Here is a 24337-nt window from a genome sequence, read left to right on the forward strand (position 1 = left end):
AGCATTTGGATAAAGTATAAATTATAAATCAGGCCTCAGCTTTTTCGTTCCTTCCATGTATATATGCTCAATCTCTTCCTGGGCAGTATCTGTATTGAGGTGGATCATCACCCGAACGCACATTTTCAGGGAGGAAGGGACAGGGATTTCCGCCATGCACATTACCGGAACATAGGTCCAGCCATCTATATTCCTCAATGCTTTTGCAGGAAAAGCCGCTGTGAGATCTTCTGTTGCCGAAAAGAAAACCGAGGCTACATAACCCGCCTCAATATTGTTAGCTCTTATCATTTCCCTGATCAGCTTTTCAGCTGCTGAGACGATTTCTCTTTCATTATTTTCCTTTACGGTAATGGCTCCTCTTATTCCTCTAATCAAACGTCTCCCCCCCTTTCTTGAATCCATTTAGAGCATCGATCAATTCTTGCTCGTCGACTTCAGCCAGGAGAGGTGTCCCCAGCTTTTCCAGCAGAACAAAACGAAGGGTATCCCTTACTGCTTTTTTATCCTGTTTCATCCTTGCCACGAGTCGGTCTGCTTCTAGTCCAGCAGGCAGGAAAACCTGATAGCCAAGACTGTGAAGCCAGTTTTCAAAGCCCGCCAAGTCAAAAACAAGGCCATTCACTCTGCAACTCAGCCTCAGCGCAAAGACCATCCCGATTGCGACAGCCTCACCGTGTGTTATCTTTCCATATCCAATTTCCGCTTCTATTGCATGCCCAAGCGTGTGACCGAAATTCAAAAAGGACCGTACGCCTGTTTCGCGCTCGTCCTCAGCGACAATCCTTCCTTTCACTTTGATGCCCTCTGTCAAATAATCGGCCATTGCTGTTAATGCCGTGAGCTCCAGCGATTTCACTTCTTCTTTGAGGCGATTATAAAACGGTTCGCCGGAAATCAAGGCGTGCTTGACAATTTCTGCGAACCCTGACCTTAACTCATTCGCTGGGAGGGACTTTAAAAAATCAAGGTCGTAGATCACGGCCTCAGGCTGGTGGAAGGCGCCAATCATGTTCTTACCAAGTGGATGGTTAATCGCTACCTTGCCCCCTACCGCACTATCATGAGCCAGGATAGTTGTAGGCACCTGTATGAACCTGATTCCGCGCATATAGGCAGAGGCAACAAAACCCGCCAAGTCTCCGACTGCCCCGCCACCGAAGGCAATAATCAGGGACTTACGGTCAAGCTTGTTTTCAAGCGCAGCTGTCAGGCAATCATAAAAGACAGAAAACGTCTTTGCTGCTTCACCACTCGGTACGATTTTTTCGTAAAGGGATTGCCTTCCTGCGTTTTGTTTAAGCACAGGAAGATACAGGCCGGCGACTGTCTCATCGGTGATCACCATGACTGAAGAGTATCCCTTTGCCGAATCGGAAATATGGTTTGCAAGCGCCTTTATGACTCCTTCGCCAACAAGTACAGGATATGTTTTCTGATTTGTACGGATTTCGATTTGGTCCATCCTTAAAATTCCCTCGCATTGGTTCGCTGGCGATCGATAGAAGCCTTGAGCGCATCGAAGCGATCGGAATAAAATTGTTCAACAAGCGCAGATGCCAATTCCCAGGCAACAACATTCTCAGCAACGACGGCAGCTGCAGGCACGGCACAGCTGTCAGACCTTTCGATGCTTGCTGCGAAAGGCTCTTTTGTTTCAATATCAACACTCATCAACGGTTTATAAAGGGTCGGGATTGGCTTCATGACACCCCGGATAACAATCGGCATCCCGGTAGTCATCCCGCCCTCAAATCCCCCAAGACGATTCGATTTGCGATAATATCCACTACCCTCGTTCCAGGCAATTTCATCATGAACAAGACTTCCAGGCTTTCTCGCTGCCTCAAAGCCAATGCCGATTTCCACCCCTTTGAATGCATTTATGCTGACGATTGCAGCCGCAAGCCTGGCGTCAAGCTTACGGTCATAATGCACATAACTGCCGACACCGGGTGGCATCCCTTCTGCAATGACTTCGACAATCCCGCCAATGGAATCTCCATTTTTCTTTGCTTCATCGATGGCTTCCATCATTTTCGCGGCTGCAGATTGATCAAAGCAGCGGACAGGAGAAACCTCCGTCACTTCCTTCAATTCTGTTAGCGATGAAAAATCGGCTTTTGCTGCTTTTACCCCGCCAATTTCAACAACATGCCCAACGAGTTCAATGCCCAGCAGTGAAAGCAGTTTTTTTGCCGCTGCCCCCGCCGCTACCCGTACAGTTGTCTCCCTTGCTGAAGACCTTTCAAGTACATTCCTCATATCGCGGTGACCATATTTCAGTGCTCCATTCAGGTCGGCATGACCGGGGCGCGGTCTTGTGATCTTCCGCTTTATTTCTTCTGATGAGCTTTCATCAAGGGGCTCTTGGCCCATAATCCCTGTCCAATGCTTCCAGTCATTATTTTCGACAACTAAGGCAATTGGGGAGCCTAAAGTTGTTCCATGACGGACTCCGGAGGTTATGCGTACCATATCTTTCTCAATCTGCATCCTCCGCCCTCTGCCGTATCCTTTTTGCCTGCGTGACAGCTCCTCGTTTATATCATCAGCAAGAAGCGGCATCCCTGCCGGCATCCCTTCAATAATGGCCGTCAATTGTGGCCCGTGTGATTCACCCGCAGTTAAATATCTCATACACTTTCCCCCTTCAACTCACTAAAGGATTTGTTCTAATATATCATATCAACTCAAGGAAAAACAGGAATAAATTTATAATTTCGAAATATCGTTTTTCCAATCAAAGAATGGAGCTATTTTATCACGAAAAGCAGACTGCCGCAAAAGCAGGGGGATGATCAGCAAAAACTCCATTCCCAGCCCCCCGCCATCATGAGCATGAAAAAAGAGAGCCTGGACGGAAACCAGCTCTCCTCTTACTTTTTGCGATAAAAAAATGTATCAGCTGTTTCCAGTCCATAGGCGCCAGGGTTGAAAATCTGCTCGGTGCTGCCGACAAAAAGAACACCGCCTGTTCTTAATGCACCACTGAATTTATGGTAAAGGACATCCTTCGCCTCTTCAGTGAAATAGATCAATACATTCCGGCAAACAATCAAATCGAATGGACCGCTAAAAGCATCAGATAAAAGATTCTGTTTCCGGAAAGTTACCGTCCTTTTAATTTCATCTGAAACTTTATAGTAATCGCCATCACGGTCGAAGTGCTTTGCGATGACCTCTTTTGGTACCTCGGTCAGTGAGCGCTCGGAATACACCCCTAGTTTTGCTTTCGCCAGCACGTTCTCATCGATATCTGTAGCAAGGATCTGGAATTTGGACAAAGGAATATGCCGCGAAAGGAGCATCGCAATTGTATAGGGTTCTTCACCTGTCGAACAAGCCGCGCTCCAAATTCTTGGATAAGGGGTGTTGCTCAACAGTTCTGGAAGGATCGTTGTTTCCAGGACCTCCCATCTTTTTGCGTTCCTGTAAAATTCCGAGACATTGATGGTCATCCTATCAAGGAACTCGTTCATCAGCTGTGTATCTTTGTTCAAAGCAGAGAAAAATTCGGAAAAGGACGAAAAGCCTTTTTTTTGATAGAGTGAGGTCAGCCTTCTCTTCATTTGCGCTTCCTTGTACAAAGCTAGGTTTATTCCTGTCTTCTGGTGGATCTTTACGGTGAAATTTTCATAATCGAGCTGCATGGTGTTTACTCCTCTAAAAACTGCAAAATTTAATCGCTTTTTCATTATATCGGCTCAAAGGAAAAGAAATAGAGGGGCCAACGGAAGAAAATGATAGGCTTGCAACCTCTCTTGGCCGGGACCCCTTTAGCAGGCAAAGCCCATAAAGAAAGTTGAATCCCTTTTCGACTAATCCCACACTTTTTCATCAATGAATTTTCCCAGATAGACAATAAGTTTTAACAAAAGGAATAAAAAGCGCGTGAGCCTCGTTCCGCACCGGCACATATAAGACGAACCTTGAAGAGTCGGCTCTCCAGCCTGGGGACCCCAGACAGAATCCCTTGCTGCTGCGAGACGCGCTTGAGCCGCGGGGGCAACTTGCTCCCCTGGCTGTTCAATCCTAAAACTTCTAGCAAGATTCTCAAGGATACACAAAGGCGAAGATGAAAACTGGTTTGAAGCAGATTTTGTTTATTTCCAAAAGAAAAAGGGCACTTTCTAAAAAAGCGCCCTCCCATTTTAATAAACCCAATCATTCATCAGCTTGCTGTACTCGGCCATTTCTCCCTCTTTGAAGAACAAGCCGATTTCACGCTCAGCACTCTCTGGTGAATCTGAGCCATGAATAACATTCTTGCCGACTGTAATGCCGTAATCACCGCGGATTGTTCCTGGCGCAGCATCCTTAGGGTTTGTTGACCCCATCATCTGGCGCGCGGTCGCGATGACATTTTCTCCTTGCCACACCATTGCAAAAACTGGTCCGGATGTAATGAAATCAACCAATTCACCAAAGAACGGACGCTCCTTGTGTTCGCCGTAATGTTCTTCAGCAAGTTCCCTAGGGATGTTCATCAGTTTTGCTCCAACAAGCTGGAAGCCTTTCTTTTCAAAACGGGACACAATTTCACCAATCAGGTTACGTTGTACTCCATCAGGCTTTACCATCAAATACGTCTTTTCCATGAGTTCCACTCCTATAATCATATGTATATTGAACCGCTTTCATAAGCAACCCTTGAAAATAGTATCATTTTTTCGAAAACTTCGCAACTTGCTAATACTTTCGTTTTCCAATGAATTTGGCGATGTCCTTCAAGGATTTCTTCGCTTTGTTCGCAGGCAGCTCTTCTAGAATGGCCAGTGCTTTGTCCAGATATCTGTCGCTTAAGGCGATCGATCTTTCTATCGCCCCGGATTCCCTTATAAGTGCCAGAATCCCGTCAAGCTCTTCTCTTCCCATTCCTTCATGGACCGTTTTGATCTTATTCCGGACCTTTTCATCCTCCATCGCATACAGGACAGGAAGTGTGACGTTCCCTTGTAAAAGATCTCCTCCGGCCGGTTTTCCCAGTTCTTTTTCTGTACCGGTAAAATCCAATATATCATCTGTAATTTGAAACGACATTCCGACATAATAGCCGAAACGATACAGTTTTCGATGATCCTCTTCCGGGACTCCAGAAACGACCGCACCCAGCTGGCAGCTCGCTGCTATCAGCAGGGCTGTCTTCCTTTTTATCCTGAGAAGGTATCTGCGCAGGTTCTGGTCAAAATTGTACTTGTCCTTTATTTGCTCTATTTCTCCGACGCTCAATTCCACAATTGTATCTGAGAGGATTTTGTGCGCAAGAGGATTCTGGATCTTTGTCATCAGTTCCAGCGCACGGGCAAAAATATAATCCCCTGTGTACATTGCGATCCGGTTATCCCATTTCGCCTTGATTGTCGGCTGCCCCCGGCGCAACTCTGCATCGTCAATCACATCATCATGGACTAGGGATGCCATGTGGATCAGTTCAAGGGATACGGCTACATTCTTGATCACATCGATATCATAGTTGCCAAACTTGCCGCCTAGCAAAACAAACACAGGTCGTATTCGTTTGCCGCCTGCCTTAAGTAAATGCAGGCTCGCCTGCCGCAAAAGATGCGATTCTGCATTGATGGTTTCCTCGAGCTCTTTTTCGATGATCATCAAATCCGAATTTAAATATGTATACATCAGCTTCATTTTCATTTTATCCACCAAGCTTTTAAATCCTGCACAGGCTTACACAGCCGGGATCACTATGGATACACCATTCACCAATGGAGGCCTTACAGGAGGAATTTTATTTGCTGCGGCTTTTTGGGCCATCAAGGACCCTAAATAAAAGCAGGCTGACCTTCTCAGCCGAGCGAACAAGAAAAGGCAGCCAGCAACGTTCATTTTTGTTTGCGGCCGATGTGGACAGCAGCGACCCCGCCGCTGAATGGCTTGTATTCTACATTAGCAAAACCTGCATCGGAAAACATTTTGGCAAGTTCCTTCATGCCCGGAAATTCCTTGGCAGATTCCTGGAGCCATGAATATTCCTTATAACTCTTGGCGAACAGTTTGCCAAAGAGAGGCATGATGAATCGGAAATAAAAACGGTAAGCCTGTTTGAAACCAACCATGGTCGGCTGGGAGGTCTCTAGACAAACAGCCATTCCTCCAGGTTTTACAACACGATACATTTCACGGAGTACCTGGTTGTAATCCGGGACATTCCGCAAGCCAAAACCGATTGTGACGAAATCAAAGGTATTATCTTCAAAAGGCAATTCCATTGCATTGCCATGGATCAGCTCGACTTTGCTAAGCCCGCGTTCCTTCAGTTTCTCTTCCCCGATTTTCAGCATATTCTTGCTGAAATCCAGGCCGATAACCTTTCCTTCGGGGCCAGCTGCTTCCGCCAAAGCGATTGTCCAATCTGCAGTTCCGCAGCATACATCAAGGGCCGTAGCGCCTTTTTTGACATCCATTTTTTTCATAGTGTCGTTGCGCCACTTAATATGCTGCTGAAAGCTGATGACGGAATTCATCTGATCATAATTTTCGTATATTTTCTCGAAGACTCCATGAACTCGTTCTTCTTTCGATTGCTGCATATCTGTTACCCTTCCTCCGCGATTTTTTTAGACATCGACTGGTGCTGCCCTGCGATTGACTTAATACGATCGATCAGCAGGCTGTTCTTTCCCGGGAGCCTCTTCAAAGCTTTCTCTAACAAAGACATCGAAAACTCAATATACTTCGTGGTGATCGACAACAGGAATTTTTTCTGTTCCGGGGATAGGTCGCCAGCACTCGGTTCTAGTTTTGGCAGCGCAAGTTTCTTCAGGACATCAAACAAAAGGGAGCCTCCCGATTGGATGAATTTCTTCTGTTCCACGATCAGCCTTTTGACAAAAAGCCAATTGGCGGCGAAATCATGCCATTCCGTGGAATTGAAATGATCAGCTACTTTTCCAAACAAAGTCGATTCGATCAATTTGATGCTTTCCATCAATTTATCAATCGCTTCCGTTTCCTTTTGGTACACAGCGATTTTATGTTCATTGACTTCTTTTACACCGGCAGCCAGCTGCTTGATCATCCTGACATCATCGGTTTCCGCAAGAAGCTTATAATACAATCCGCTGAAATATATTCCCGCAAGCACTGTGAGCTGGCGTTTTTTCAAGCTGTCATCCGTTTCATCATTACGTGAATTCTCGACATGTTCATGGGTATCAAGGGCAATTTGCAGGAGCATGGTAGTGATGGTGTATGTCTCCATTTCATCTTGCTTCAAGCCAGACTGGTCTAACAGAGAAATTAGCAGCAATAGCCTATCGTCATCTATGACAGGAGCTTCTACATGCTCCAGCAGATAGGGATGTGAAAGTTTTTGAATCAGTAGTTCTCTGATGCCGATTAATTTCATTTCTAAGTCTTGCAAATAAATCACCCTTGTTCCCCTTATTTGTAGTGGATTACCGTGTGCAAAACATGTCGAATCAGATAAAGCAGACATAAAAAAAGGGCCTTCACTGCTGATTTGCATTTTTACCGGACATCCAAGGCAGTGACAATTATATCATAAATGCCCTTAACATGAACGTGTTATTGAAAATTAAAAGTCGTTCTGCCGATAAGAATCAAGGCAACTGTAACAAAAAAGTTGAATTTCATGACTTTTATTTTTTCTCGCTCTCTACTTCCCCGAAAGGAGTAGTGATTTTCGCGTGTCCCCTGATTTTGATTGCGGATGTATGCTCCGTGAATTGGGCGATCATCACTTCACCTTTGTCAAGCTTTTCTGAATGATGGAATCTAGTATCTGTCCCTCTGGTAAGACCAATGACATTCACCCCATCATCGATTGCCTTGATCACAACATAATCAGTATTCGCATTGGATTTTTTATCCATACCCAGCATCCCCTTTGCGGCAAGATTAAACGCTCGAGCTGACTAGCTGAATCATCCTTTTATCAAAGAAAGGATTTCTGAACGGGCATTGACATCCTCAGCCAATGTACCGCGTACTGCCGATGTCACAGTTTTGGAACCAGGTTTCTTTACTCCCCTCATCGTCATGCACATATGCTCTGCTTCAACAACAACCATCACACCGTGCGGGTCAAGCTTTTCCATGATTGAATTTGCGATTGTAGCGGTAATCCTTTCTTGAAGCTGCGGCCTTTTGGCAACAGCTTCAACAGCCCTTGCCAGCTTGCTTAATCCGGTAACTTTTCCTCCCCTTGGGATATAGGCTACATGTGCTTTTCCGAAAAACGGAACAAGATGATGTTCGCACATTGAATAAAATGGAATATCTTTGACCAGAACCAATTCCTCATGATCTTCGCCAAAAATCGTTTCAAAATACTGTTTTGGATCCTGATTCAATCCTGAAAAAACCTCTTCATACATTCTTGCTACACGCTTTGGAGTATCCAGCAGCCCTTCCCGATTCGGATCTTCACCGACTGCTTCCAATATTAAACGCACCGCCTCTTCGATTTGGGCACGATTGACATTCGCCATCTTCTTTTCCTCCTAAAAATCCATCTAAATCTTTATAATCAGATTTAAACATCATACTATTTGATTATAATATTTTCATCTTAGCATATCCATTTCCATGCAAGCAAAAGGTTTTGATTGCAGAATGTGCTCAAAAAGTCTGTAAACAGGCACCCACGCCCGTTTTGCTTCATGCCCATTGCATGCTTAGGGCCAATGCTGGATTGATTGCATTGCTGTCAACTGGATCTATCGCTTTTATTAGATAATGGTGAAGCGAATGGAAACCTGCCGGCACTCGAGCCCTGAAGCAGGCTGCGACTTTCCCGATACTTTCATACTGGGACTTCGTTGAGGTTTTCCTTGATGAAAATTTCCTATTTAAAAATGAAAAATGCAGAACCCCTTACTGTCTGGTGGAGTTCTGCATTTTATTAGATAGACTTTTTCAACAGCCCTAATCCTCTAGGGTCTTTTTACTCAAGCATACGCTCATTGCGTCGTATGTAATTATTTCACTGCATCCTTAAGCGCTTTGCCAGGTTTGAAAGCAGGCACTTTGCTTGCAGAGATTTCGATTTCATCGCCAGTTTGTGGGTTGCGACCTTTACGGGCTGCACGCTCACGAACTTCGAAGTTACCAAAACCGATCAACTGCACCTTTTCACCATCTTTTAATGCATTCAAGATAGATTCAAAAACCGCGTCAACCGCTTTAGTTGCATCTTTCTTGGAAAGCTCGCTAGCTTCCGCTACCGCATTGATAAGTTCTGTTTTGTTCATGCCATTCACCTCCTCCCAAAGAGATCGCATTGCTCAGAAATAAAGCTTGATTACTACATTTCTAAACAAAATAGATGAATTCTATACGTTGTTCCGGGATTTTCTTTCCGACCTTCCCAAAAAAAGGTGGAATATTATCCCAAATCCCCTGAAACCTTTGTTGCATAAGGGCTGAAGGGCTACAACGCTAATTCTGTTAAAAGATTATCACAATGTATTCCTCTTATCAAGATAATTTCAAGAAATAATGGGAATCTTTTCTTATTTGAAACACAATTGTAATATCTTGTCCTCATGTTCACGGTTATTTCTTACCCTGAATGAAAATTTTAAAACATCTTTGTTTATAGGAGAGCTGAATTTAACGGATTATTTCAGCTCCAGCCACTCACTTTCGGAGAAAGTGCGCTCGGCTCCAATCAAGAAGTTTAAGAAATAAACACCTGGCCTTAAAATTCCCTTGTTTAAAAGCAAAGGTTATTAGCTGCTTAGCCTATTTCCATTCTCAGGACTCTCCTCCTTTCCAGGATACCGACACCAAGCTTTGTTCCATGGCAAACTGAAAGCATTCAGGATATTTCTCTTCCAGTCATCATCCGCATTCCGCAGGCTTAATGGACAGCGCGCCAGCAAAGCTGCCTGGAAAGGACAGCAAAAGGCTTCGATCGAGAATCCTTTTGGCCTGTATTTAGTTCAAGGGAGCAATTCTTATAAACAAAAAAGACTCCGATAAGGAGTCCCGTCACAGGATGATGGCAATCAAGCCGCCAGAGCCTTCATTAATGATTCTTTCTAGTGTTTCTTTCAATTTGTAGCGGGCATTTTCAGGCATCAAGCCAAGCTTTGCGGAAATGCCTTCACGTACTATTGAGCTAAGGCTCCTGCCAAAAATATCAGAATTCCAGATTGAAAGCGGGTCATCTTCAAAATCCTGCATCAAATAACGGACTAGCTCTTCACTTTGCTTCTCTGTACCAATGATTGGCGAGAACTCAGATTCTACATCCACTTTGATCATGTGGATCGATGGCGCAACTGCTCTCAGCCTTACCCCGAAGCGGGAACCCTGACGGATGATTTCCGGTTCTTCAAGGCTCATGTCAGAAAGTGACGGAGAGGCAATCCCGTATCCCGTTTGTTTTACCATCTTCAACGCGTCAGAGATTTGGTCGAACTCTGCCTTTGCGTACGCGAATTCTTGCATCAATTCCAGCAGATGGTCCTTTCCCCTAATTTCGACGCCTACTATTTCCTGCAAGATTTCATCGTAAAGGTGATCCGGAGCATACAAATCGATTTCTGCCACACCCTGGCCCATTTCGATTCCTGCCAGCCCGGCACGGTCTATGAATTCGAAATCGCTGAATTGATTGACTACCCGGTCAACATCCCTTAGCCTTTTGATATCTTTCACTGTTTCTTTCACAGCTTCCTGGTAGCTTTCACGCAACCAGTGATTTTCACGAAGTACCATCACCCAGCTAGGCAGATTGACATTCACTTCAAGAACCGGGAATTCATACAGCGCTTCCCGCATTACATTGAGGACATCCGATTCCCTCATGCTTTCAACGCTCATTGCCAACACAGGAATATCATATTTATCGGCCAGCTGCGAACGCAATGTTTCTGTATTTGGGTGATATGGCTGCGCGCTGTTGATCACGATAATAAAGGGCTTTCCAACTTCCTTTAGCTCCTCGATCACTCTTTCCTCGGCCAGGATATAATCCTGCCTGGGAATTTCCCCTATTGTGCCATCAGTTGTGATCACTACACCAAGCGTGGAATGTTCCTGGATCACCTTCCTCGTTCCAATTTCTGCTGCCTCGTGGAAGGGAATGGGCTCTTCGTACCAAGGTGTATTGATCATCCTTGGTCCATTTTCATCCTCATATCCCTTCGCGCCAGGAACGGTGTAGCCAACGCAGTCCACCAGCCTGATATTGACATCAAGTCCTTCATCCACATGGACGGATGCTGCCTGGTTCGGTACAAACTTAGGCTCTGTCGTCATGATGGTTTTACCAGCTGCGCTTTGCGGCAGTTCATCAAGTGCCCTTGCCCGCTCTGCTTCGTTATTGATATTTGGTAAAACGACCAGCTCCATGAATTTTTTAATGAACGTTGATTTTCCGGTGCGCACTGCACCTACAACCCCCAGGTAAATATCGCCGCCAGTCCTTTCAGCGATATCCTTGAAAATATCTACCTTTTCCAAAAGATCCCCTCCCGATCATAGAGTTAGTGGGAATAATATCATCCAAATTAGTAATCTGGGACAGTATATATTTATGATGTTGTCCTATCACGATATGACATTTATTTATTTATTTTTTTGGCTCTGTTAAACTCGGGTGTGATTTCCACTCCAGGGACATGCTTTCCGCGGGGCGCCGGTGGGGTCTCCACCTTGTCCCTGCATCCTGCAGGAGTCAGTCCCTTCCGTTCCAATCAACTCTTTTAAAAACAACATTCAGCTTTAACACAGCCATTTTTTATTGTTGGAAATCATTTTAAATATTACGGTTGGAACCACTCCCGTTCCATTATGGACATCTTGCGCTGCTAAACACCTATTGATTCTTCCTCAAGAAGCTGTCAACAATACATTTAGATAAGTCTGTTTTTAACCCCCTTCATTTTTTTAAAAACATGATTGTTTTCCTTTATGGGAACAATCGAATTTTGTTTTGGGACAGGGCTGGGGCTATACTTCCATGCTGACTCCCGGCTTTTCAGTTCCAACCTGCATTCCCAGGAAAATCAATTTGGTGCATAAACCCCGCCAAAGACAAAAAAAGCCCTTCTACTACAATATATTTTGCAGCGGAAGGGTTATGACTATTTTGCCAAAAAGATTGGTTCACCGGTCTTCATGTCAATAGTATACGGCAAAGAGTAAGCCGGGACGAACATTGAATCATCCAGAAGGAGATAGCGGATATCTTCTCCTTCTTTGATCTCCTGTTTCGAAGATTTGATTGTTTTGAATAAGTCACTTCTATAATCGATGTATATTTCAGCATCGGTCGAAATAATGAAGTGCAGGTTATCACCTGTAAAAGGACTGACAGCCACAGGTTCCTCTTTATACCCTATTTTCTTGAAGTCCAATGTGTACAAATTATCGGCGATCTTTTTTTTGAATGGCGGATAACCGCTTGCTTTGATCCGCTGCTTGATTTCCCGGATCGTTTCTGCCATCCTCAGGTCCAGCAGCTTGACAGTGGGCTTTGTTTCCACATCCACTAAGACGTATTGATAGATTCCCCCATTTTCGTATGAATTTCCAGGCGGTTCTGCAAGGTACTCAGGAACGATTTTCGGGAAGTCTATTGGATATTTTTGATAGATCGGTGTTTCGGCGTCTTTCGTCTTAATGGGCAAAATCCCGCCATTGGCAGCCTGGAACTGGTTCACCGCAGATTGGACACTTTCTACCTGGTCTTTATATGGAACCTGATTCTGAACAAGGTTTTCTTCTGGATACATACAGCCAGTCAATATGAATGATGCAAGAATGAAAGGCAGATAAATACGTATTTTTCTCATGAACCCCAACCCTTTGATTTATTTTTATTCATTTGTAGGGCCGCTGAAAACGACAAAAAAGATTATCAGGCCAGCGATGATCATCAATACATACGCGATGATGGCAGTAAGGACCTTCAAAAAGCCTTTTAGCTTGAAACGGCTAAAATAGATAGCAACAAGCGACAGCATCATCGAGCCCATTGCAGCAAAAGAAATGTACATTTTAAGCAGTGCAGGTGACAAAGTAACCCCTCCCCCTTTTCCGAGATGTATTATAACACATGCTCCAACCAAGTTAACAAAAAGAATCTTCGGTATGTACAAGTTCAGGCACAAAAAAACTGAAGTAAAGAAGGGGCGGCAACTTTACTTCAGCCCAAAAACGACTAAATACCCTTTGACCCAGTTCAAACCACTAGTTTGCTTCGATGCATTTTATGCAGCCGGAAGGAAAAGCGCATCCTCGAATGCCTATATAAATCAGGATTCTTTTTGGAATTTTTCTTAATCGGCGCGATCTTCAAGGATATTCGTCAAATCCTCCATCTCATGCTTTTTCTGCCGGGTCATCAAATCGTCCACAGCATCCTTTGGATTGACCCCATTGAAGAGGATATCATAGAGCGCATCCGTAATTGGCATCTTCACTTCGAACTCCCGGGCAAGCTGGTAGGCTGCCTTTGTCGTCCTGACGCCTTCAACGACCATTCCCATATTTTCAAGGACCTCTTCCAGGTTATGCCCTCTCCCAAGCAAATTTCCTGCTCTCCAGTTCCTTGAATGCACACTTGTGCAAGTGACAATCAAATCTCCAATTCCTGTAAGGCCGGAGAATGTCAATGGGCTTGCCCCCATCTTGACCCCCAGGCGGGCGATTTCCGCTAGCCCTCTCGTTATCAGGGCTGATTTGGCATTGTCGCCATATCCCAGGCCGTCGGATATACCTGCAGCCAAAGCAATGATATTCTTCAATGCTCCGCCAATCTCCACGCCAATTAAATCAGCATTAGTATAGACCCTGAAATGATTATTGATAAAAAGATCCTGGATTTTTTCAGCGTATTCCATGTTCTTCGATGATACTGTAACCGTCGTCGGATGGCGGAGGCTGACCTCTTCGGCATGGCTTGGGCCGGAAAGGACGACAATCCCCTGGAGCATCTCTGGGGAAGCCTCCTCTTCAATCATTTCTGAAATCCTCATGAGCGTATCAGGTTCGATCCCTTTGCTCACATGGACGATGAGCAGCGGTTGCATATAGACTTCTGCCATTTTCCCGAGCACTTCCCGAATGGCTTTGGTCGGCACTGCCAAAATAACCGTCTCGATTCCTTCCAAGGCCTCTTTGAGGGAGGAATAGCCAATAATGCCCGAGGGTAATTCGATTTCCGGCAAATATTTTTTATTTGTATGGAATTGATTGATTTCGTCTATTTGGACAGGATTGTGTCCCCATAGGCGAACTTCATGGCCATTGTCTGCCAGGACCATGGCTAAGGCCGTTCCCCAGCTTCCGGCACCGAGAACAGCTACTTTTTCTCTCTTCCGTTCCATTCAAACCACTACCTTTACATTATTTTCTTTCCCTGGCGAATATCTTGATTGGCGTTCCTGTGAAATCAAAAGCATCCCGGATCCTGTTCTCAAGGAACCGTTCATAAGAAAAATGCAATAGCTCAGGTTCATTGACGAAAATGACGAATGTCGGCGGCTTCACAGATACTTGGGTTGCATAAAAGATCTTCAGCCTCCTCCCTTTATCGGTAGGCGTAGGATTCATTGCAACTGCATCCATGATTACCTCGTTCAGTATATTTGTCTGCACCCTCATCGAATGGTTCTCACTTGCCATATTGATCATCGGCATCAGCGTATGGATGCGTTTTTTCGTCTTGGCTGACAAAAAGACAATCGGCGCATAGCTCAGGAACTGGAAATGGCTCCTTATCTTTTCTTCGAATTCCTTCATTGTCTTTTCATCTTTATCGATTGCGTCCCATTTATTTACGACAATGATGACCGCCCTGCCAGCTTCTTCAGCATAGCCGGCAATATGCTTATCCTGTTCAATGATACCTTCTTCGGCGTTGATGACAACAAGTACGACATCTGAACGTTCGATTGCTCTCAATGCCCGTAGTACACTGTATTTTTCAGTCGTCTCGTAAACCTTTCCTTTTTTTCTCATCCCTGCCGTGTCAATGATGATATATTTTTGTCCATCATACGTTACCTCGGAGTCGATCGCATCCCTGGTCGTGCCGGCAATATCACTGACAATCACCCGCTGTTCCCCGAGAATGGCATTCACAAGTGAGGACTTTCCAACATTCGGGCGGCCAATCAATGAAAATTTTATTGCATCCTTGTCATACTCACCGTCAGCTGCCTTTGGGAAATGCTTTGCCGCCTCGTCAAGCAAGTCTCCCAGCCCCAATCCATGGGAACCAGAAATCGGCATTGGTTCACCGAAGCCTAAAGCATAAAAATCATAAATAAAATCTTTCATATCTGGATTGTCAATCTTGTTGACAGCCAGGACTACAGGCTTGTTCGAACGATAGAGGATTTTCGCAACCTCCTCATCGGCAGCTGTCACACCCTCGCGGCCATTCACGAGGAAAATGATCACATCGGCCTCATCAATCGCAATTTCAGCCTGCTGCCGGATTTGATCTAGAAACGGCTCGTCCCCTAAATCAATTCCACCTGTATCAATAATATTGAATTCATGTGTCAGCCATTCAGCTGAGCTGTATATCCGATCCCTTGTAACTCCAGGAACATCTTCTACGATCGAAATACGTTCACCAACGATGCGATTAAATATCGTAGATTTGCCGACATTCGGACGCCCTACGATGGCAACCACTGGTTTCGTCATGAACATCACCCTTTCCATTTCTATAATGCTGGCCACAGCCCCCGGCCCTAAGAAAAATCTTCTATTTCATTTTAAAATAAAATCTGTTAAATGGCATATTAAATAACGGCTGTCCCACTTTCATAAGAGCCGCAATGCACAAAAGAGAGGCTTATAAAATAAACCCTTCTCTTGACAGAAGGGTCTGGCTTAATAAGTTTATCAAACATCACAGTACCCAGGCAATGAAAACATTCAGGTCAGTGTTTTACAATGATGTAAAGCTCTTCTGTAAGCGCATGAGCAATCCCATCGAGGATCGCTTCAAGATTTGTTGCGAGCGTTTCCATCTCTTCCCGGGTATCGCAATGGAAAACAGCTGCGCCTGCCGGTGTCTTTTGAGGATTGGTAGTAATGATGGCGAGGATGAATTTATCAAGGATCACTTCACGGCACCCCCTTCAGAAGCTTTTTTCTCAGAGGGCATCCTGATTGCATTTTCCAATGTTGGCACAGCACCGATGACAGTAATGGCTCTTTCTATATCACGTTCCTGAGGAAGGACAAATACTGCTACCCTTCCATCCTCGAGATCCCGTTTCGCCAGGGGTACAAGAGCTGGGGTGCCTGAATCCCGGTAAACCCCCAGCGCAGTGGACAGATCATACAATATAGCCTGTCTCTGTCCAAGATTCGCAATAGTAGTACGGGCATTCATATTCTTCGGTTTCAAGATGAAACCCATCCCATAACGGAGTACTTCCTTTTGCCTTTCAGGAAGACCAATATTCATGATATAGATATTATCTACATATAACCCTGCTCCCTCGAACCTGGGTTCAACATATTCTATTTCCACGATATTTTTCAATTTCGATCCGGACATCAACTGTTTACAGATAAAAAATGCAGCGAGGGCGACAATCATCGCAATCCAAAAATTAAAAATCAAGTAGGCTATCGTACTTACAAGAGATGTGAAGATCACGAGATAATTCCTGCTTTCAAACGCTATGGCTATCCCTTCGATATACGTCTTACCTCTTGTAACGAGCTCATAGCTGTCCAATTCGGTCAATGTATTCCTCTCCATATTCCTGACCTCCCTGAATTGCGAGGCAGCCAAAGTCAGGAATGTGATAGCGGTGAACTCCTCCTCCATTATAGCAGGACCGGCCACAGTACCAAGCCCGGCCGCAATGAAACCTAAGGCAATATGAATGATCTTGCCATGCAAATATGTTGGATATTGACGGTAGTCTGTTCTCAGCATAAACAGCCTTGCTAGCGTTCCAGCTGCAATCCCAAAAACAATTGGCAAAGTGTATTCATTCATGATGGTTTGTGCTCCTCCCCTTCAGTATGGGTAATAATGCTGCCGGATAATGCGGCAATCACAGATTCCAATTTTGACCACACAAAAAGAACAGCCAAGGAAATGATCAGGACATCAAGATATTCCAGGGAAGCTACAAAGTATGGGAAACCATACCTTTCCAATACCGCTGCGTAAAGAACTTCCCCCTGCAATGAGCCTGCTATCAGCACTAGTCCTCTATTGTAGCCACTCTTTTGAAGCAGAATCGCCAGATAGACAATGGAGCCAGCAAGCAAGATTCTACGGTCCAGGATGACCCATACAGGATCAAGCATCTCGAACAGCAAAAAGCTGGCATGCGCCAGCATGATGATGAACGAGGAAAGGAAAAGAAACAAAAATCCCTTCCGATTCATTCTCCTTGTCTCCAACAATAAAAACAGGCTGCTGACCACACCTGATCCATGAATTGTAATAGTTGAAATCGTCATTTTATATGGTGCAGCAATCATCGCTAATAGCATCCAGACAGCGATGGTCGTCCGAGCGGGGTTTTTTTTCGCCATGAAAAAAGTGACCCATGTCCAGCCAATCCAAGCAAACCAGTAAAAGTAAAGTCCTTCCATTCTTCCCCTCCTATCATTTCCATTATGGCAATTGCCTATGTACTTTAATCTTTCGTGCATAAACTTTTTATCATGTTCCATGATAAGAATGCAGGAATGGAAGGGCCGATGTGAAATACAGGTTTTTACAATAGATAAAAAGGAGGTGGGAAGATGGGGAAGGACAGACAAGAAAAAAAAATGAAAATGAGCGGCAGAGTAGAATCGGATCGTGACCAGGCATTGCATTTCTCTGGTGCCACAAGGCTTCAAAGCCCCAAAGAAGCGAGATTGATGAATGATGGCAAACAAAGCTGATATATTTTTTCCATAAAAAAAGAAAGCCCTTGCAGGTGTGGATTGCAGGGGCTTTCATTTTTCAGAATGGCGCTGGCTGAACTTTTTCGTATTGATTCCTCTTTGTTCCAGCCAATGATAAGTTTCACCTGAAATGACAAGCGGAACACGATTAAGGTCCCTTATACTGCCTGCTCCTAGGGCAGTCATCATGATGGACATTTCTTCTTTGATCAACAAGATTTCGTCGATTAGTTTTCCCGTTCCTTGTTCGAGAAGAATCTTCAATAAAAATCCTGCCAATCCTGCTGCTTCAGCACCCAATGAAAGAGCTTTAAGGATATCAAGACTCGTTTGAACTCCCCCTGATGCAATGACAGAGAGGGCGTCGGACGCCGATTTCACTTCTACGAGAGATGCAGCAGTCGGGATTCCCCAGTCATTAAAGAAATCCATTGTCCGGCTCCTTCTTTTATTTTCGATGGCTGCAAAATTCGTTCCGCCAAATCCGCCGATATCGATATGGCGGATACCATTAGCGGCAAGCAAGACAGCTGTTTCCGAACCCAAGCCAAACCCTACTTCCTTTACAATTACCGGAATGTTTAAAAGCTGGTTGATTTCGGTGATTCGTTCCAAAGCTCCATGGAAGTTTCGGTCACCTTCAGGCATGGTCAATTCCTGGATCACATTCAGGTGGATTTGGATGCCATCCGCCTCAATCATTTCAACTGCGTCCTCAGCCTGCTTCACCGTCGCTTCACTGCCTAAATTAGCGAGGATGATTCCGTTAGGGTGCTCTTTCCTTACCACTTCATATGTCCGCCGTTCCGCCGGGTCTTTTAGCGCAGACATTTGTGATCCAACAGCAATGGCACAATCTGTCTCCCTTGCTGCAACTGCTAGTTCCCGATTGATCCGATATGTCTTTTCCCCACCGCCGCCTGTCATCGCATTGATAAAAATTGGCGAACTTAAAGAAAGTTCGCCAATTTTTGTTCGCAATCCTATTGAACCAAGATTTGTATCAGGCAGGCTTTGGTGGACAAATTTAATATCATCAAAACCGGTAAGCCGTTTCTGGCCAGTTTCAAGGGCATATTCAATATGATCCCATTTCCGTTTTGATCTCTCCACCACTATCACCGTTACTGTTTCAGATTCTTCAATTTATCTCCAATCATATCCCCTAGGCTGAAACCTTTTGATTCTTCGGGAAGTTCATAGTCGGTTGCTTCATTCGTTTCCCGCTCTTCAAAATCTTTCATGCTCAGAGACAGTCTCTGATCAGCCTTATTCACATCGAGCACCTTCACTTTAACATTCTGCCCTTCGTTCAGGACTTCATGCGGTGTACCAATATGCTTGTGTGAAATTTGCGAGATATGGACAAGCCCTTCAACGCCCGGGAACACTTCAACGAATGCGCCGTAGGATACAAGGCGTCTCACAGTCCCTTCAAGAGTACTACCTTTAGGTGCTTTCTCCTCAATATCAGCCCATGGTCCAGGCAAGGTCTCCTTGATTGACAGAGAAATCCGTTCATTGTCGCGGTCCACGCTCAGAACCTTGACCTGTACCTTCTGCCCCTCTTCAACAACGTCCGAAGGTTTTTCCACATGCTCATGCGAAAGCTGGGAAATATGGACCAATCCATCAACACCGCCAATATCAACGAAAGCACCGAAATCAGTGATTCTTTGTACTGTTCCTTCAATTACTTGACCGGCCTGCAGTGAATCCAGCATGTCTTGTTTTTTCTTGCCCTGCTCTTCTTCGACGACCGCACGATGGGATAGGATGAGCCGGTTTTTTTCCTGTTCTAGCTCAACGATTTTAAAAGTGAGTGTTTTCCCTTTGTAATCGGAGAAATCTTCAACGAAATGCGATTCGACAAGGGATGCAGGTACAAAACCGCGGACGCCTAAATCAACGACAAGGCCGCCCTTTACAACATCTTTCACTTCTGCTTCGAACACTTCGCCGCTTTCGAACTTGGCTTTCAGTTCATCCCAGGCTTTTTCTGCATCTACTTTCCTTTTTGATAGAATCAAAGCTTCTTCTTCTACCTTCAGAACTTCAAGTTCCAGTTCGTCATCAACCGACACTGCATCTTCAGCCTTTTCAATATGCAGGCTTGATAGTTCGCTGATCGGAATGATTCCATCCAGTTTGCTTCCTTCAACGTTGACCAGAACTTGCTTTTCTTCAACTTTTGTTACCTGGCCTTTTACACGGTCGCCCGCTTCAAAGTTCCTTACTTCGATTTGATTCATATCTTCTGACATATGTACTCCTCCTTAATCCGTGACTGCTGCAAGATTATATCTTTGCGGTGCCTGCACCACATTGGTAACATAACCCAGATACTAAGTGAAAATTCTAAAAATATCTCTTCTTAATAACTTCTTATAAACACGCTTTTTTGTCAAGCAGGAAACATTACTTATATTGGGAAATTAGCTTCTGGATTTCCTTCATGATCATATCGGTTGTCTGCTCGGCATTCAGCTTGTTTTTCTTTGCCAGCCCCATATCAATTGGCTCTCCGTAAACAACTTTAAGCCTCCCGAATGCTTTATATGGGCCAATGATGGCACAAGGGACCACCTGCGCTTCGGATCTGAGGGCAAAAAAACCTGCGCCTGCGAGACCTTTCCCGACTTCTCCTGTCTTACTTCTAGTTCCCTCAGGAAACAGTCCTAAAACCTTTCCTTCATTTAAAATGGCAATCCCTTTCCTTAAAGCTTCCCTGTCACTCATCCCCCTTTTGACAGGGAAAGCATTGAGATGGCTAACGATTTTGCCAAGCACTGGCACAGAAAACAATTCATCCTTTGCCATGAAGTGAACCGGGCGTGGAGAGGTGATTCCGACTATTGGGGGATCAAGGTTATCGATATGATTGGCGCAGAGCAGGACACCGCCCTCGGAAGGGATATTCTCTACTCCAATCACTTCCATTCGATAGATTGGTGTCAAAGCGATTTTGACAAGAGATTTTGCAAACGAATAGAACGTCATTTCAACCCAATCCTTTCCAAGGCCAATTCCATGATTCTTTCTGCGACATCTTCAATTGACAATGAAGTTGTATCGATGACAACCGCGTCTTCCGCTTTCTTCAAAGGAGCGACCTCACGTTCCGAATCAATTTTATCCCTTGCGGCAATCTCTTCCTTCAGTCTCTCCAGATCAGATGAGTAACCTTTTTGGATATTCTCCCTATGCCTGCGTTGGGCCCTTTCTTCCACACTGGCAAGCAGGAAGATTTTCACTTCGGCGTTTGGAAGTACATGTGTCCCGATGTCCCTTCCATCCATTACCACTCCACCGTCTGCGGCAAAAAGCTGCTGGCGCCTCACCATTTCTTTCCTTACTTGCTCATGTACAGAGGCAAAAGAAACTTGATTGGTAACTTCCGCTGTCCTGATTTCGGCAGTCACTTCCACGCCATCAAGGAAAACCTTTTGGCCTGCCTCTCCCGGAAGCAGATCGATCTTGGTTCTGCCCAGCAATTCGACCATCACATTCTCATCATGGAGATCTGCGCTTTCCTTCAAAGCTTTATATGTAAGGGAACGATACATTGCACCTGTGTCGATATATATGTATGAAAGCCTTTCAGCGACAATCTTTGCCACTGTACTCTTTCCTGCCGCTGCAGGTCCATCTATAGCAATAGAAATGCGTTTACTCATAATTCCTCTGATACTCTCCTTGTTATTCCCTATTTTTCTTCTTATTTTAACACAAAATCGGATGGATCCTCTGTTAGAAAAGATATTTATTATAAATGACAAAAAAGAAAGCAGGCAATGCCCGCTTATTCCCTGATCCCAAGTGTCTCAAGGACTTCAGAATGATTATTGTCAGTGACACCTTCGTATTCTGTTATTTGCTTGAGTTCAGGAAAAGAATTGAATTCGTGAAAAAATACCTGTGCAGCTAGCAAAAAAACAAATTGGACAATAATGACCTTCAATAGTATTCTTTCAAATGTTTTCATGGATCGCTCCCGCCAGTCATAAAAGTATAGTTACTATTATGGGAGCATCCTGCTTTATTTATTCGGAGTTAAACCGGCAGTCCCTTTTTCTTCATAGCCAGCTGTTGTTCAAAACAAAACCTGATCAGCAGCCGTTTATCAGCACCTGACGGTTCGGCAAATTGAATGGAAACCTTTTCCATACCTCTGTCCCCTTGTATGATTCTGACAACTTTACACCGGAACTTCCTGTATTCATAACCCTCACTCTGCATCGGCAATACAAACCAGCAATCGATTTTCATCCCCGGCTTCAGACCTCTGCCCGTGGGCACGATCAGTGCAGCACCGCCTGCGCTGATATCATCGGTAACTGCTGTAAACGGCTTGAATGTTCCGTTGACAGGATGAACCGCCACATCAACAGACGTATCTATCCGGACATACTGCCTGCGCTGGATTTTAATCAGGCTTTCATTGCCGGGGAAGGATAGGACAACCATCGGAATCTTCAGCTTGACCCGGCCCTTCACCACGGTTTCAAACACATAATGGGAGCCTGAGACTGTTTTGAAAATCGCTTTTAACGGCGTCCCTTCCAATAGGAAAGCAGTTTTCCCTGTGCTGGTATTGATAGGATAATCTATGTACAGGTCATTCCCTCTTCTTTCGACAAGCTTGCACTTATATTGATCTGAATGGTCAGAATATTTCTCTTCAAGGATGATATTATCCCCAATTTTGATCACGCCGCCCACTTCCTCGCATTAATTCCTGAATTTGCCTGACATTATTATGGCACGATTGGAACGAATAGTGCAATAGTCCTTATAAACAATGGAACTTTATACTTGTGTGCAAGTTTTCTCACTAGACACACTGACTGCCCTGGATTCATGGTGCCTGGGTAAGGATGCAAAAGAATATGCTTTCTTGTCAACAATTTTACCAGAAAGAAGCGGAAGAACCAAAACAGGAGAGCCGAAGGGGATGCCGTTAGAATGAATGTACAGGATACCCCTCTAGCCATTTGGCCGAGTTGGCCAATGGCTTCGTGCAAAAGGAGTCAGGAGTTTGGCTGGACCCTGGATAATAATTAGTGCTTTCTGGGATAAAAAAGGGAAAAGCATCTGCTTTTCCCTTAGACAACATCTTCGTAAACTGGTTCTGCATTATGCAGCTTTTCAACTTTTTCTTCCGTTCCGTCCTCGGCATTGATAAAAACCCTGAATGTATCATCTCCGAGAACACCCAGAAACTCGTAGCAGAGCACTTCGGCATTCAGATCATTCAAGATAACCGCTTTGCTTTCGTCCATGATTTTAAGCTTAGGATTTATTTTGGCTCTTGCTTCTTCAGCCGTAATAGAAGGCTTAGGAATTACTCTTGATTTATGTGATTTTAAATAATCTTCTGCGGAAAAGCCGATTACCTTCCCGTTATCCAGTGCAACCTTCATTTTAATAGCATCCGGAAAAATCCTTACTCCATCCTGGTTCCCGATAAAAGTAAAAACTCCTATGTTGTCATACTGTGAGCTTTCAAACAGGCTGAGGTCCCGGAAATCATTTTCCTTCAGGAACGCAATCGCCTTGTTTGAAGCCTCATTCAGGCTGATAGCCTGCTTATTGACGTCCCTGGCAAGTATGAACCAGATTGGATATCCACCCTTTTTTGTAATGTCCATGCTTGCTTCTTGTTTAGCCTGTTTATCTAGGATCGAAACGCTGTAAAACCCAAAGTCGGAGCCTTTGCCATTTTCGGTGACCTTCACCTCGGCTGTCCCTCTCAGGGGGGCATATTTCTTGGCAATCTTTACTGCCTCTTCCGGGCTGATTTTCCTTCCAGTTAACTTTTTGAAATTTTCATCCCTTTTTTGCAGATTAATCTGGGCTGGGCCGAATTCGGTTTCGCTATAACCTTCCACCGTTTTTTCCACAGTCTTGAATCCATCGATGATTGTATTATCCGTTTTCCCTTTTTCCGTCGCCAGCGCAAGCTCCACATCCATCCATCTCAGGTTATTTTTCAGGACCATATGCTGTACTTGCCGTAAGTCCTGCTGGATTTCCCCGGATTGCTTATAAAGCGATTTCAAGGTGGCATATTCTTTGTCTGTCAATGGCTCTTTATCAAGATCCCGAATCGCGGTCTTGTAGGTAAAGTTCCCTATGTTCGCTAAAAATTCTTCTGTTTTATTGAATGGGAGAAGCGTCAATGGCAGTTGCCCCACATCATTATGTGCCTGGGAAGTGATTTTCCAGACCTCTGCCAGCTGTGGCGATAAAGACTTCCGGGAATTCATCGCAAGCGAAGTACCGATCTTGTCATTCAACAAGTCAATCTGGTACGTCAAATCATGGAAGGCCCGTTGATAATTATTTTCCGCATTGATGAGAACAGCTGTCTTTTCCCTGTGCTCCTGGTAGCCCCAATAGGCTGTTCCAGCGATGCCAATAACCAGTACAGCTATAAGGATTCCTCTTATCAATT

Annotated in this window: 27 protein-coding genes; 1 reads left to right on the forward strand and 26 read right to left on the reverse strand. The window is 44.6% G+C overall.

Annotation, left to right across the window (positions count from 1 at the left end):
- Positions 1-21: 21 nt before the first annotated feature.
- From aroH to JJQ88_RS09200, 19 genes are all read right to left on the reverse strand, one after another.
- On the reverse strand, positions 22-378 hold the full coding sequence (gene aroH, locus JJQ88_RS09110) for a chorismate mutase (RefSeq protein WP_210365491.1): 357 nt from the start codon (positions 376-378) through the stop codon (positions 22-24).
- On the reverse strand, positions 371-1465 hold the full coding sequence (aroB, locus tag JJQ88_RS09115; protein ID WP_210365493.1) for a 3-dehydroquinate synthase: 1095 nt from the start codon (positions 1463-1465) through the stop codon (positions 371-373). Before aroB ends, aroH begins: the two co-directional genes overlap by 8 nt.
- A 2-nt stretch (positions 1466-1467) precedes the next feature.
- Positions 1468-2640, reverse strand: a complete 1173-nt coding sequence (gene aroC, locus JJQ88_RS09120; RefSeq protein ID WP_210365495.1) for a chorismate synthase — start codon at positions 2638-2640, stop codon at positions 1468-1470.
- A 239-nt stretch (positions 2641-2879) separates the two neighbouring features.
- Positions 2880-3653, reverse strand: a complete 774-nt coding sequence (locus tag JJQ88_RS09125) for a CheR family methyltransferase (RefSeq protein WP_210365497.1) — start codon at positions 3651-3653, stop codon at positions 2880-2882.
- A 501-nt stretch (positions 3654-4154) separates the two neighbouring features.
- Entirely contained in the window at positions 4155-4601 is a 447-nt protein-coding gene (gene ndk, locus JJQ88_RS09130) for a nucleoside-diphosphate kinase (protein WP_210365499.1), read from the reverse strand.
- 91 nt (positions 4602-4692) lie between these two features.
- Complete coding sequence (hepT, locus tag JJQ88_RS09135; RefSeq protein ID WP_210365501.1) at positions 4693-5655, reverse strand: heptaprenyl diphosphate synthase component II; 963 nt, start codon at positions 5653-5655, stop codon at positions 4693-4695.
- A 188-nt stretch (positions 5656-5843) separates the two neighbouring features.
- On the reverse strand, positions 5844-6551 hold the full coding sequence (locus JJQ88_RS09140; protein WP_210365504.1) for a demethylmenaquinone methyltransferase: 708 nt from the start codon (positions 6549-6551) through the stop codon (positions 5844-5846).
- A 5-nt stretch (positions 6552-6556) separates the two neighbouring features.
- The gene (locus JJQ88_RS09145) at positions 6557-7393 is read right to left on the reverse strand and encodes a heptaprenyl diphosphate synthase component 1 (protein WP_349237117.1); all 837 of its coding nucleotides are present in this window, start codon (positions 7391-7393) and stop codon (positions 6557-6559) included.
- 229 nt (positions 7394-7622) lie between these two features.
- Positions 7623-7856, reverse strand: a complete 234-nt coding sequence (gene mtrB, locus JJQ88_RS09150) for a trp RNA-binding attenuation protein MtrB (RefSeq protein WP_210365508.1) — start codon at positions 7854-7856, stop codon at positions 7623-7625.
- A gap of 51 nt (positions 7857-7907) precedes the next feature.
- Positions 7908-8474, reverse strand: a complete 567-nt coding sequence (gene folE, locus JJQ88_RS09155; RefSeq protein ID WP_210365510.1) for a GTP cyclohydrolase I FolE — start codon at positions 8472-8474, stop codon at positions 7908-7910.
- Between the two features lie 489 nt (positions 8475-8963).
- Positions 8964-9236 carry an HU family DNA-binding protein gene (locus JJQ88_RS09160; protein ID WP_210365512.1) on the reverse strand — a complete coding sequence of 91 codons (273 nt, stop codon included), beginning with the start codon at positions 9234-9236 and terminating at the stop codon, positions 8964-8966.
- A gap of 742 nt (positions 9237-9978) precedes the next feature.
- Positions 9979-11457 carry a stage IV sporulation protein A gene (spoIVA, locus tag JJQ88_RS09165; RefSeq protein ID WP_210365514.1) on the reverse strand — a complete coding sequence of 493 codons (1479 nt, stop codon included), beginning with the start codon at positions 11455-11457 and terminating at the stop codon, positions 9979-9981.
- A 623-nt stretch (positions 11458-12080) separates the two neighbouring features.
- Positions 12081-12791: a hypothetical protein gene (locus tag JJQ88_RS09170; protein WP_210365516.1), complete on the reverse strand. Its 711-nt coding sequence runs from the start codon at positions 12789-12791 to the stop codon at positions 12081-12083.
- A gap of 24 nt (positions 12792-12815) precedes the next feature.
- Positions 12816-13016: a DUF2768 domain-containing protein gene (locus JJQ88_RS09175; protein WP_210365518.1), complete on the reverse strand. Its 201-nt coding sequence runs from the start codon at positions 13014-13016 to the stop codon at positions 12816-12818.
- A gap of 261 nt (positions 13017-13277) precedes the next feature.
- On the reverse strand, positions 13278-14327 hold the full coding sequence (locus JJQ88_RS09180) for an NAD(P)H-dependent glycerol-3-phosphate dehydrogenase (protein ID WP_210365520.1): 1050 nt from the start codon (positions 14325-14327) through the stop codon (positions 13278-13280).
- A gap of 19 nt (positions 14328-14346) precedes the next feature.
- Positions 14347-15657, reverse strand: a complete 1311-nt coding sequence (gene der, locus JJQ88_RS09185) for a ribosome biogenesis GTPase Der (RefSeq protein WP_210365522.1) — start codon at positions 15655-15657, stop codon at positions 14347-14349.
- A 239-nt stretch (positions 15658-15896) separates the two neighbouring features.
- Positions 15897-16082, reverse strand: coding sequence for a capping complex subunit for YIEGIA (locus JJQ88_RS09190; RefSeq protein ID WP_210365524.1), 186 nt, complete (start codon positions 16080-16082; stop codon positions 15897-15899).
- Positions 16079-16972, reverse strand: a complete 894-nt coding sequence (locus tag JJQ88_RS09195; protein WP_210365526.1) for a YIEGIA family protein — start codon at positions 16970-16972, stop codon at positions 16079-16081. The genes JJQ88_RS09190 and JJQ88_RS09195 overlap by 4 nt, the downstream gene beginning before the upstream one ends.
- A complete protein-coding gene (locus JJQ88_RS09200) occupies positions 16969-17580 on the reverse strand; it encodes a YphA family membrane protein (RefSeq protein ID WP_210365527.1) in 612 nt (203 codons plus the stop codon). The genes JJQ88_RS09195 and JJQ88_RS09200 overlap by 4 nt, the downstream gene beginning before the upstream one ends.
- A gap of 153 nt (positions 17581-17733) precedes the next feature.
- Here JJQ88_RS09200 and JJQ88_RS09205 point away from each other — a divergent pair, with 153 nt between their 5' ends.
- On the forward strand, positions 17734-17877 hold the full coding sequence (locus JJQ88_RS09205; RefSeq protein ID WP_210365529.1) for a YpzI family protein: 144 nt from the start codon (positions 17734-17736) through the stop codon (positions 17875-17877).
- 54 nt (positions 17878-17931) lie between these two features.
- Here JJQ88_RS09205 and fni read toward each other — a convergent pair whose 3' ends face one another.
- The 7 genes from fni to ypeB form a co-directional block, all read right to left on the reverse strand.
- Positions 17932-18993, reverse strand: a complete 1062-nt coding sequence (gene fni, locus JJQ88_RS09210; protein WP_210365531.1) for a type 2 isopentenyl-diphosphate Delta-isomerase — start codon at positions 18991-18993, stop codon at positions 17932-17934.
- 11 nt (positions 18994-19004) lie between these two features.
- Positions 19005-20144: a 30S ribosomal protein S1 gene (gene rpsA, locus JJQ88_RS09215; RefSeq protein WP_210365533.1), complete on the reverse strand. Its 1140-nt coding sequence runs from the start codon at positions 20142-20144 to the stop codon at positions 19005-19007.
- Positions 20145-20298: 154 nt separating this feature from the next.
- Entirely contained in the window at positions 20299-20880 is a 582-nt protein-coding gene (locus tag JJQ88_RS09220) for a lysophospholipid acyltransferase family protein (RefSeq protein ID WP_210365535.1), read from the reverse strand.
- Positions 20877-21557 carry a (d)CMP kinase gene (gene cmk / locus JJQ88_RS09225; protein WP_210365537.1) on the reverse strand — a complete coding sequence of 227 codons (681 nt, stop codon included), beginning with the start codon at positions 21555-21557 and terminating at the stop codon, positions 20877-20879. Before cmk ends, JJQ88_RS09220 begins: the two co-directional genes overlap by 4 nt.
- 125 nt (positions 21558-21682) lie before the next feature.
- Positions 21683-21865 (reverse strand): YpfB family protein, encoded by a 183-nt coding sequence (locus tag JJQ88_RS09230; RefSeq protein WP_210365539.1) that lies wholly within the window; start codon positions 21863-21865, stop codon positions 21683-21685.
- A 68-nt stretch (positions 21866-21933) separates the two neighbouring features.
- Positions 21934-22593 carry a flagellar brake protein gene (locus JJQ88_RS09235; protein ID WP_210365541.1) on the reverse strand — a complete coding sequence of 220 codons (660 nt, stop codon included), beginning with the start codon at positions 22591-22593 and terminating at the stop codon, positions 21934-21936.
- 392 nt (positions 22594-22985) lie between these two features.
- Positions 22986-24335, reverse strand: a complete 1350-nt coding sequence (gene ypeB / locus JJQ88_RS09240) for a germination protein YpeB (RefSeq protein WP_210365543.1) — start codon at positions 24333-24335, stop codon at positions 22986-22988.
- Positions 24336-24337: the final 2 nt, after the last annotated feature.

The organism is Bacillus sp. REN3 (assembly GCF_017912555.1).
Classification (GTDB): Bacteria; Bacillota; Bacilli; order Bacillales; family Cytobacillaceae; genus Mesobacillus.

What these genes read in the sequence shown, in the direction of transcription:
- ndk (WP_210365499.1), bottom strand. Translation starts at nt 4,601, where the DNA reads ATGGAAAAGACGTATTTGATGGTAAAGCCTGATGGAGTACAACGTAAC.
- JJQ88_RS09160 (WP_210365512.1), bottom strand. Translation starts at nt 9,236, where the DNA reads ATGAACAAAACAGAACTTATCAATGCGGTAGCGGAAGCTAGCGAGCTT.
- JJQ88_RS09140 (WP_210365504.1), bottom strand. Translation starts at nt 6,551, where the DNA reads ATGCAGCAATCGAAAGAAGAACGAGTTCATGGAGTCTTCGAGAAAATA.
- mtrB (WP_210365508.1), bottom strand. Translation starts at nt 7,856, where the DNA reads ATGGATAAAAAATCCAATGCGAATACTGATTATGTTGTGATCAAGGCA.
- aroB (WP_210365493.1), bottom strand. Translation starts at nt 1,465, where the DNA reads ATGGACCAAATCGAAATCCGTACAAATCAGAAAACATATCCTGTACTT.
- hepT (WP_210365501.1), bottom strand. Translation starts at nt 5,655, where the DNA reads ATGAAAATGAAGCTGATGTATACATATTTAAATTCGGATTTGATGATC.
- folE (WP_210365510.1), bottom strand. Translation starts at nt 8,474, where the DNA reads ATGGCGAATGTCAATCGTGCCCAAATCGAAGAGGCGGTGCGTTTAATA.
- JJQ88_RS09125 (WP_210365497.1), bottom strand. Translation starts at nt 3,653, where the DNA reads ATGCAGCTCGATTATGAAAATTTCACCGTAAAGATCCACCAGAAGACA.
- JJQ88_RS09180 (WP_210365520.1), bottom strand. Translation starts at nt 14,327, where the DNA reads ATGGAACGGAAGAGAGAAAAAGTAGCTGTTCTCGGTGCCGGAAGCTGG.
- JJQ88_RS09220 (WP_210365535.1), bottom strand. Translation starts at nt 20,880, where the DNA reads ATGACGTTCTATTCGTTTGCAAAATCTCTTGTCAAAATCGCTTTGACA.
- JJQ88_RS09230 (WP_210365539.1), bottom strand. Translation starts at nt 21,865, where the DNA reads ATGAAAACATTTGAAAGAATACTATTGAAGGTCATTATTGTCCAATTT.
- cmk (WP_210365537.1), bottom strand. Translation starts at nt 21,557, where the DNA reads ATGAGTAAACGCATTTCTATTGCTATAGATGGACCTGCAGCGGCAGGA.
- JJQ88_RS09200 (WP_210365527.1), bottom strand. Translation starts at nt 17,580, where the DNA reads ATGGAAGGACTTTACTTTTACTGGTTTGCTTGGATTGGCTGGACATGG.
- JJQ88_RS09205 (WP_210365529.1), top strand. Translation starts at nt 17,734, where the DNA reads ATGGGGAAGGACAGACAAGAAAAAAAAATGAAAATGAGCGGCAGAGTA.
- JJQ88_RS09195 (WP_210365526.1), bottom strand. Translation starts at nt 16,972, where the DNA reads ATGAATGAATACACTTTGCCAATTGTTTTTGGGATTGCAGCTGGAACG.
- aroC (WP_210365495.1), bottom strand. Translation starts at nt 2,640, where the DNA reads ATGAGATATTTAACTGCGGGTGAATCACACGGGCCACAATTGACGGCC.
- JJQ88_RS09170 (WP_210365516.1), bottom strand. Translation starts at nt 12,791, where the DNA reads ATGAGAAAAATACGTATTTATCTGCCTTTCATTCTTGCATCATTCATA.
- rpsA (WP_210365533.1), bottom strand. Translation starts at nt 20,144, where the DNA reads ATGTCAGAAGATATGAATCAAATCGAAGTAAGGAACTTTGAAGCGGGC.
- der (WP_210365522.1), bottom strand. Translation starts at nt 15,657, where the DNA reads ATGACGAAACCAGTGGTTGCCATCGTAGGGCGTCCGAATGTCGGCAAA.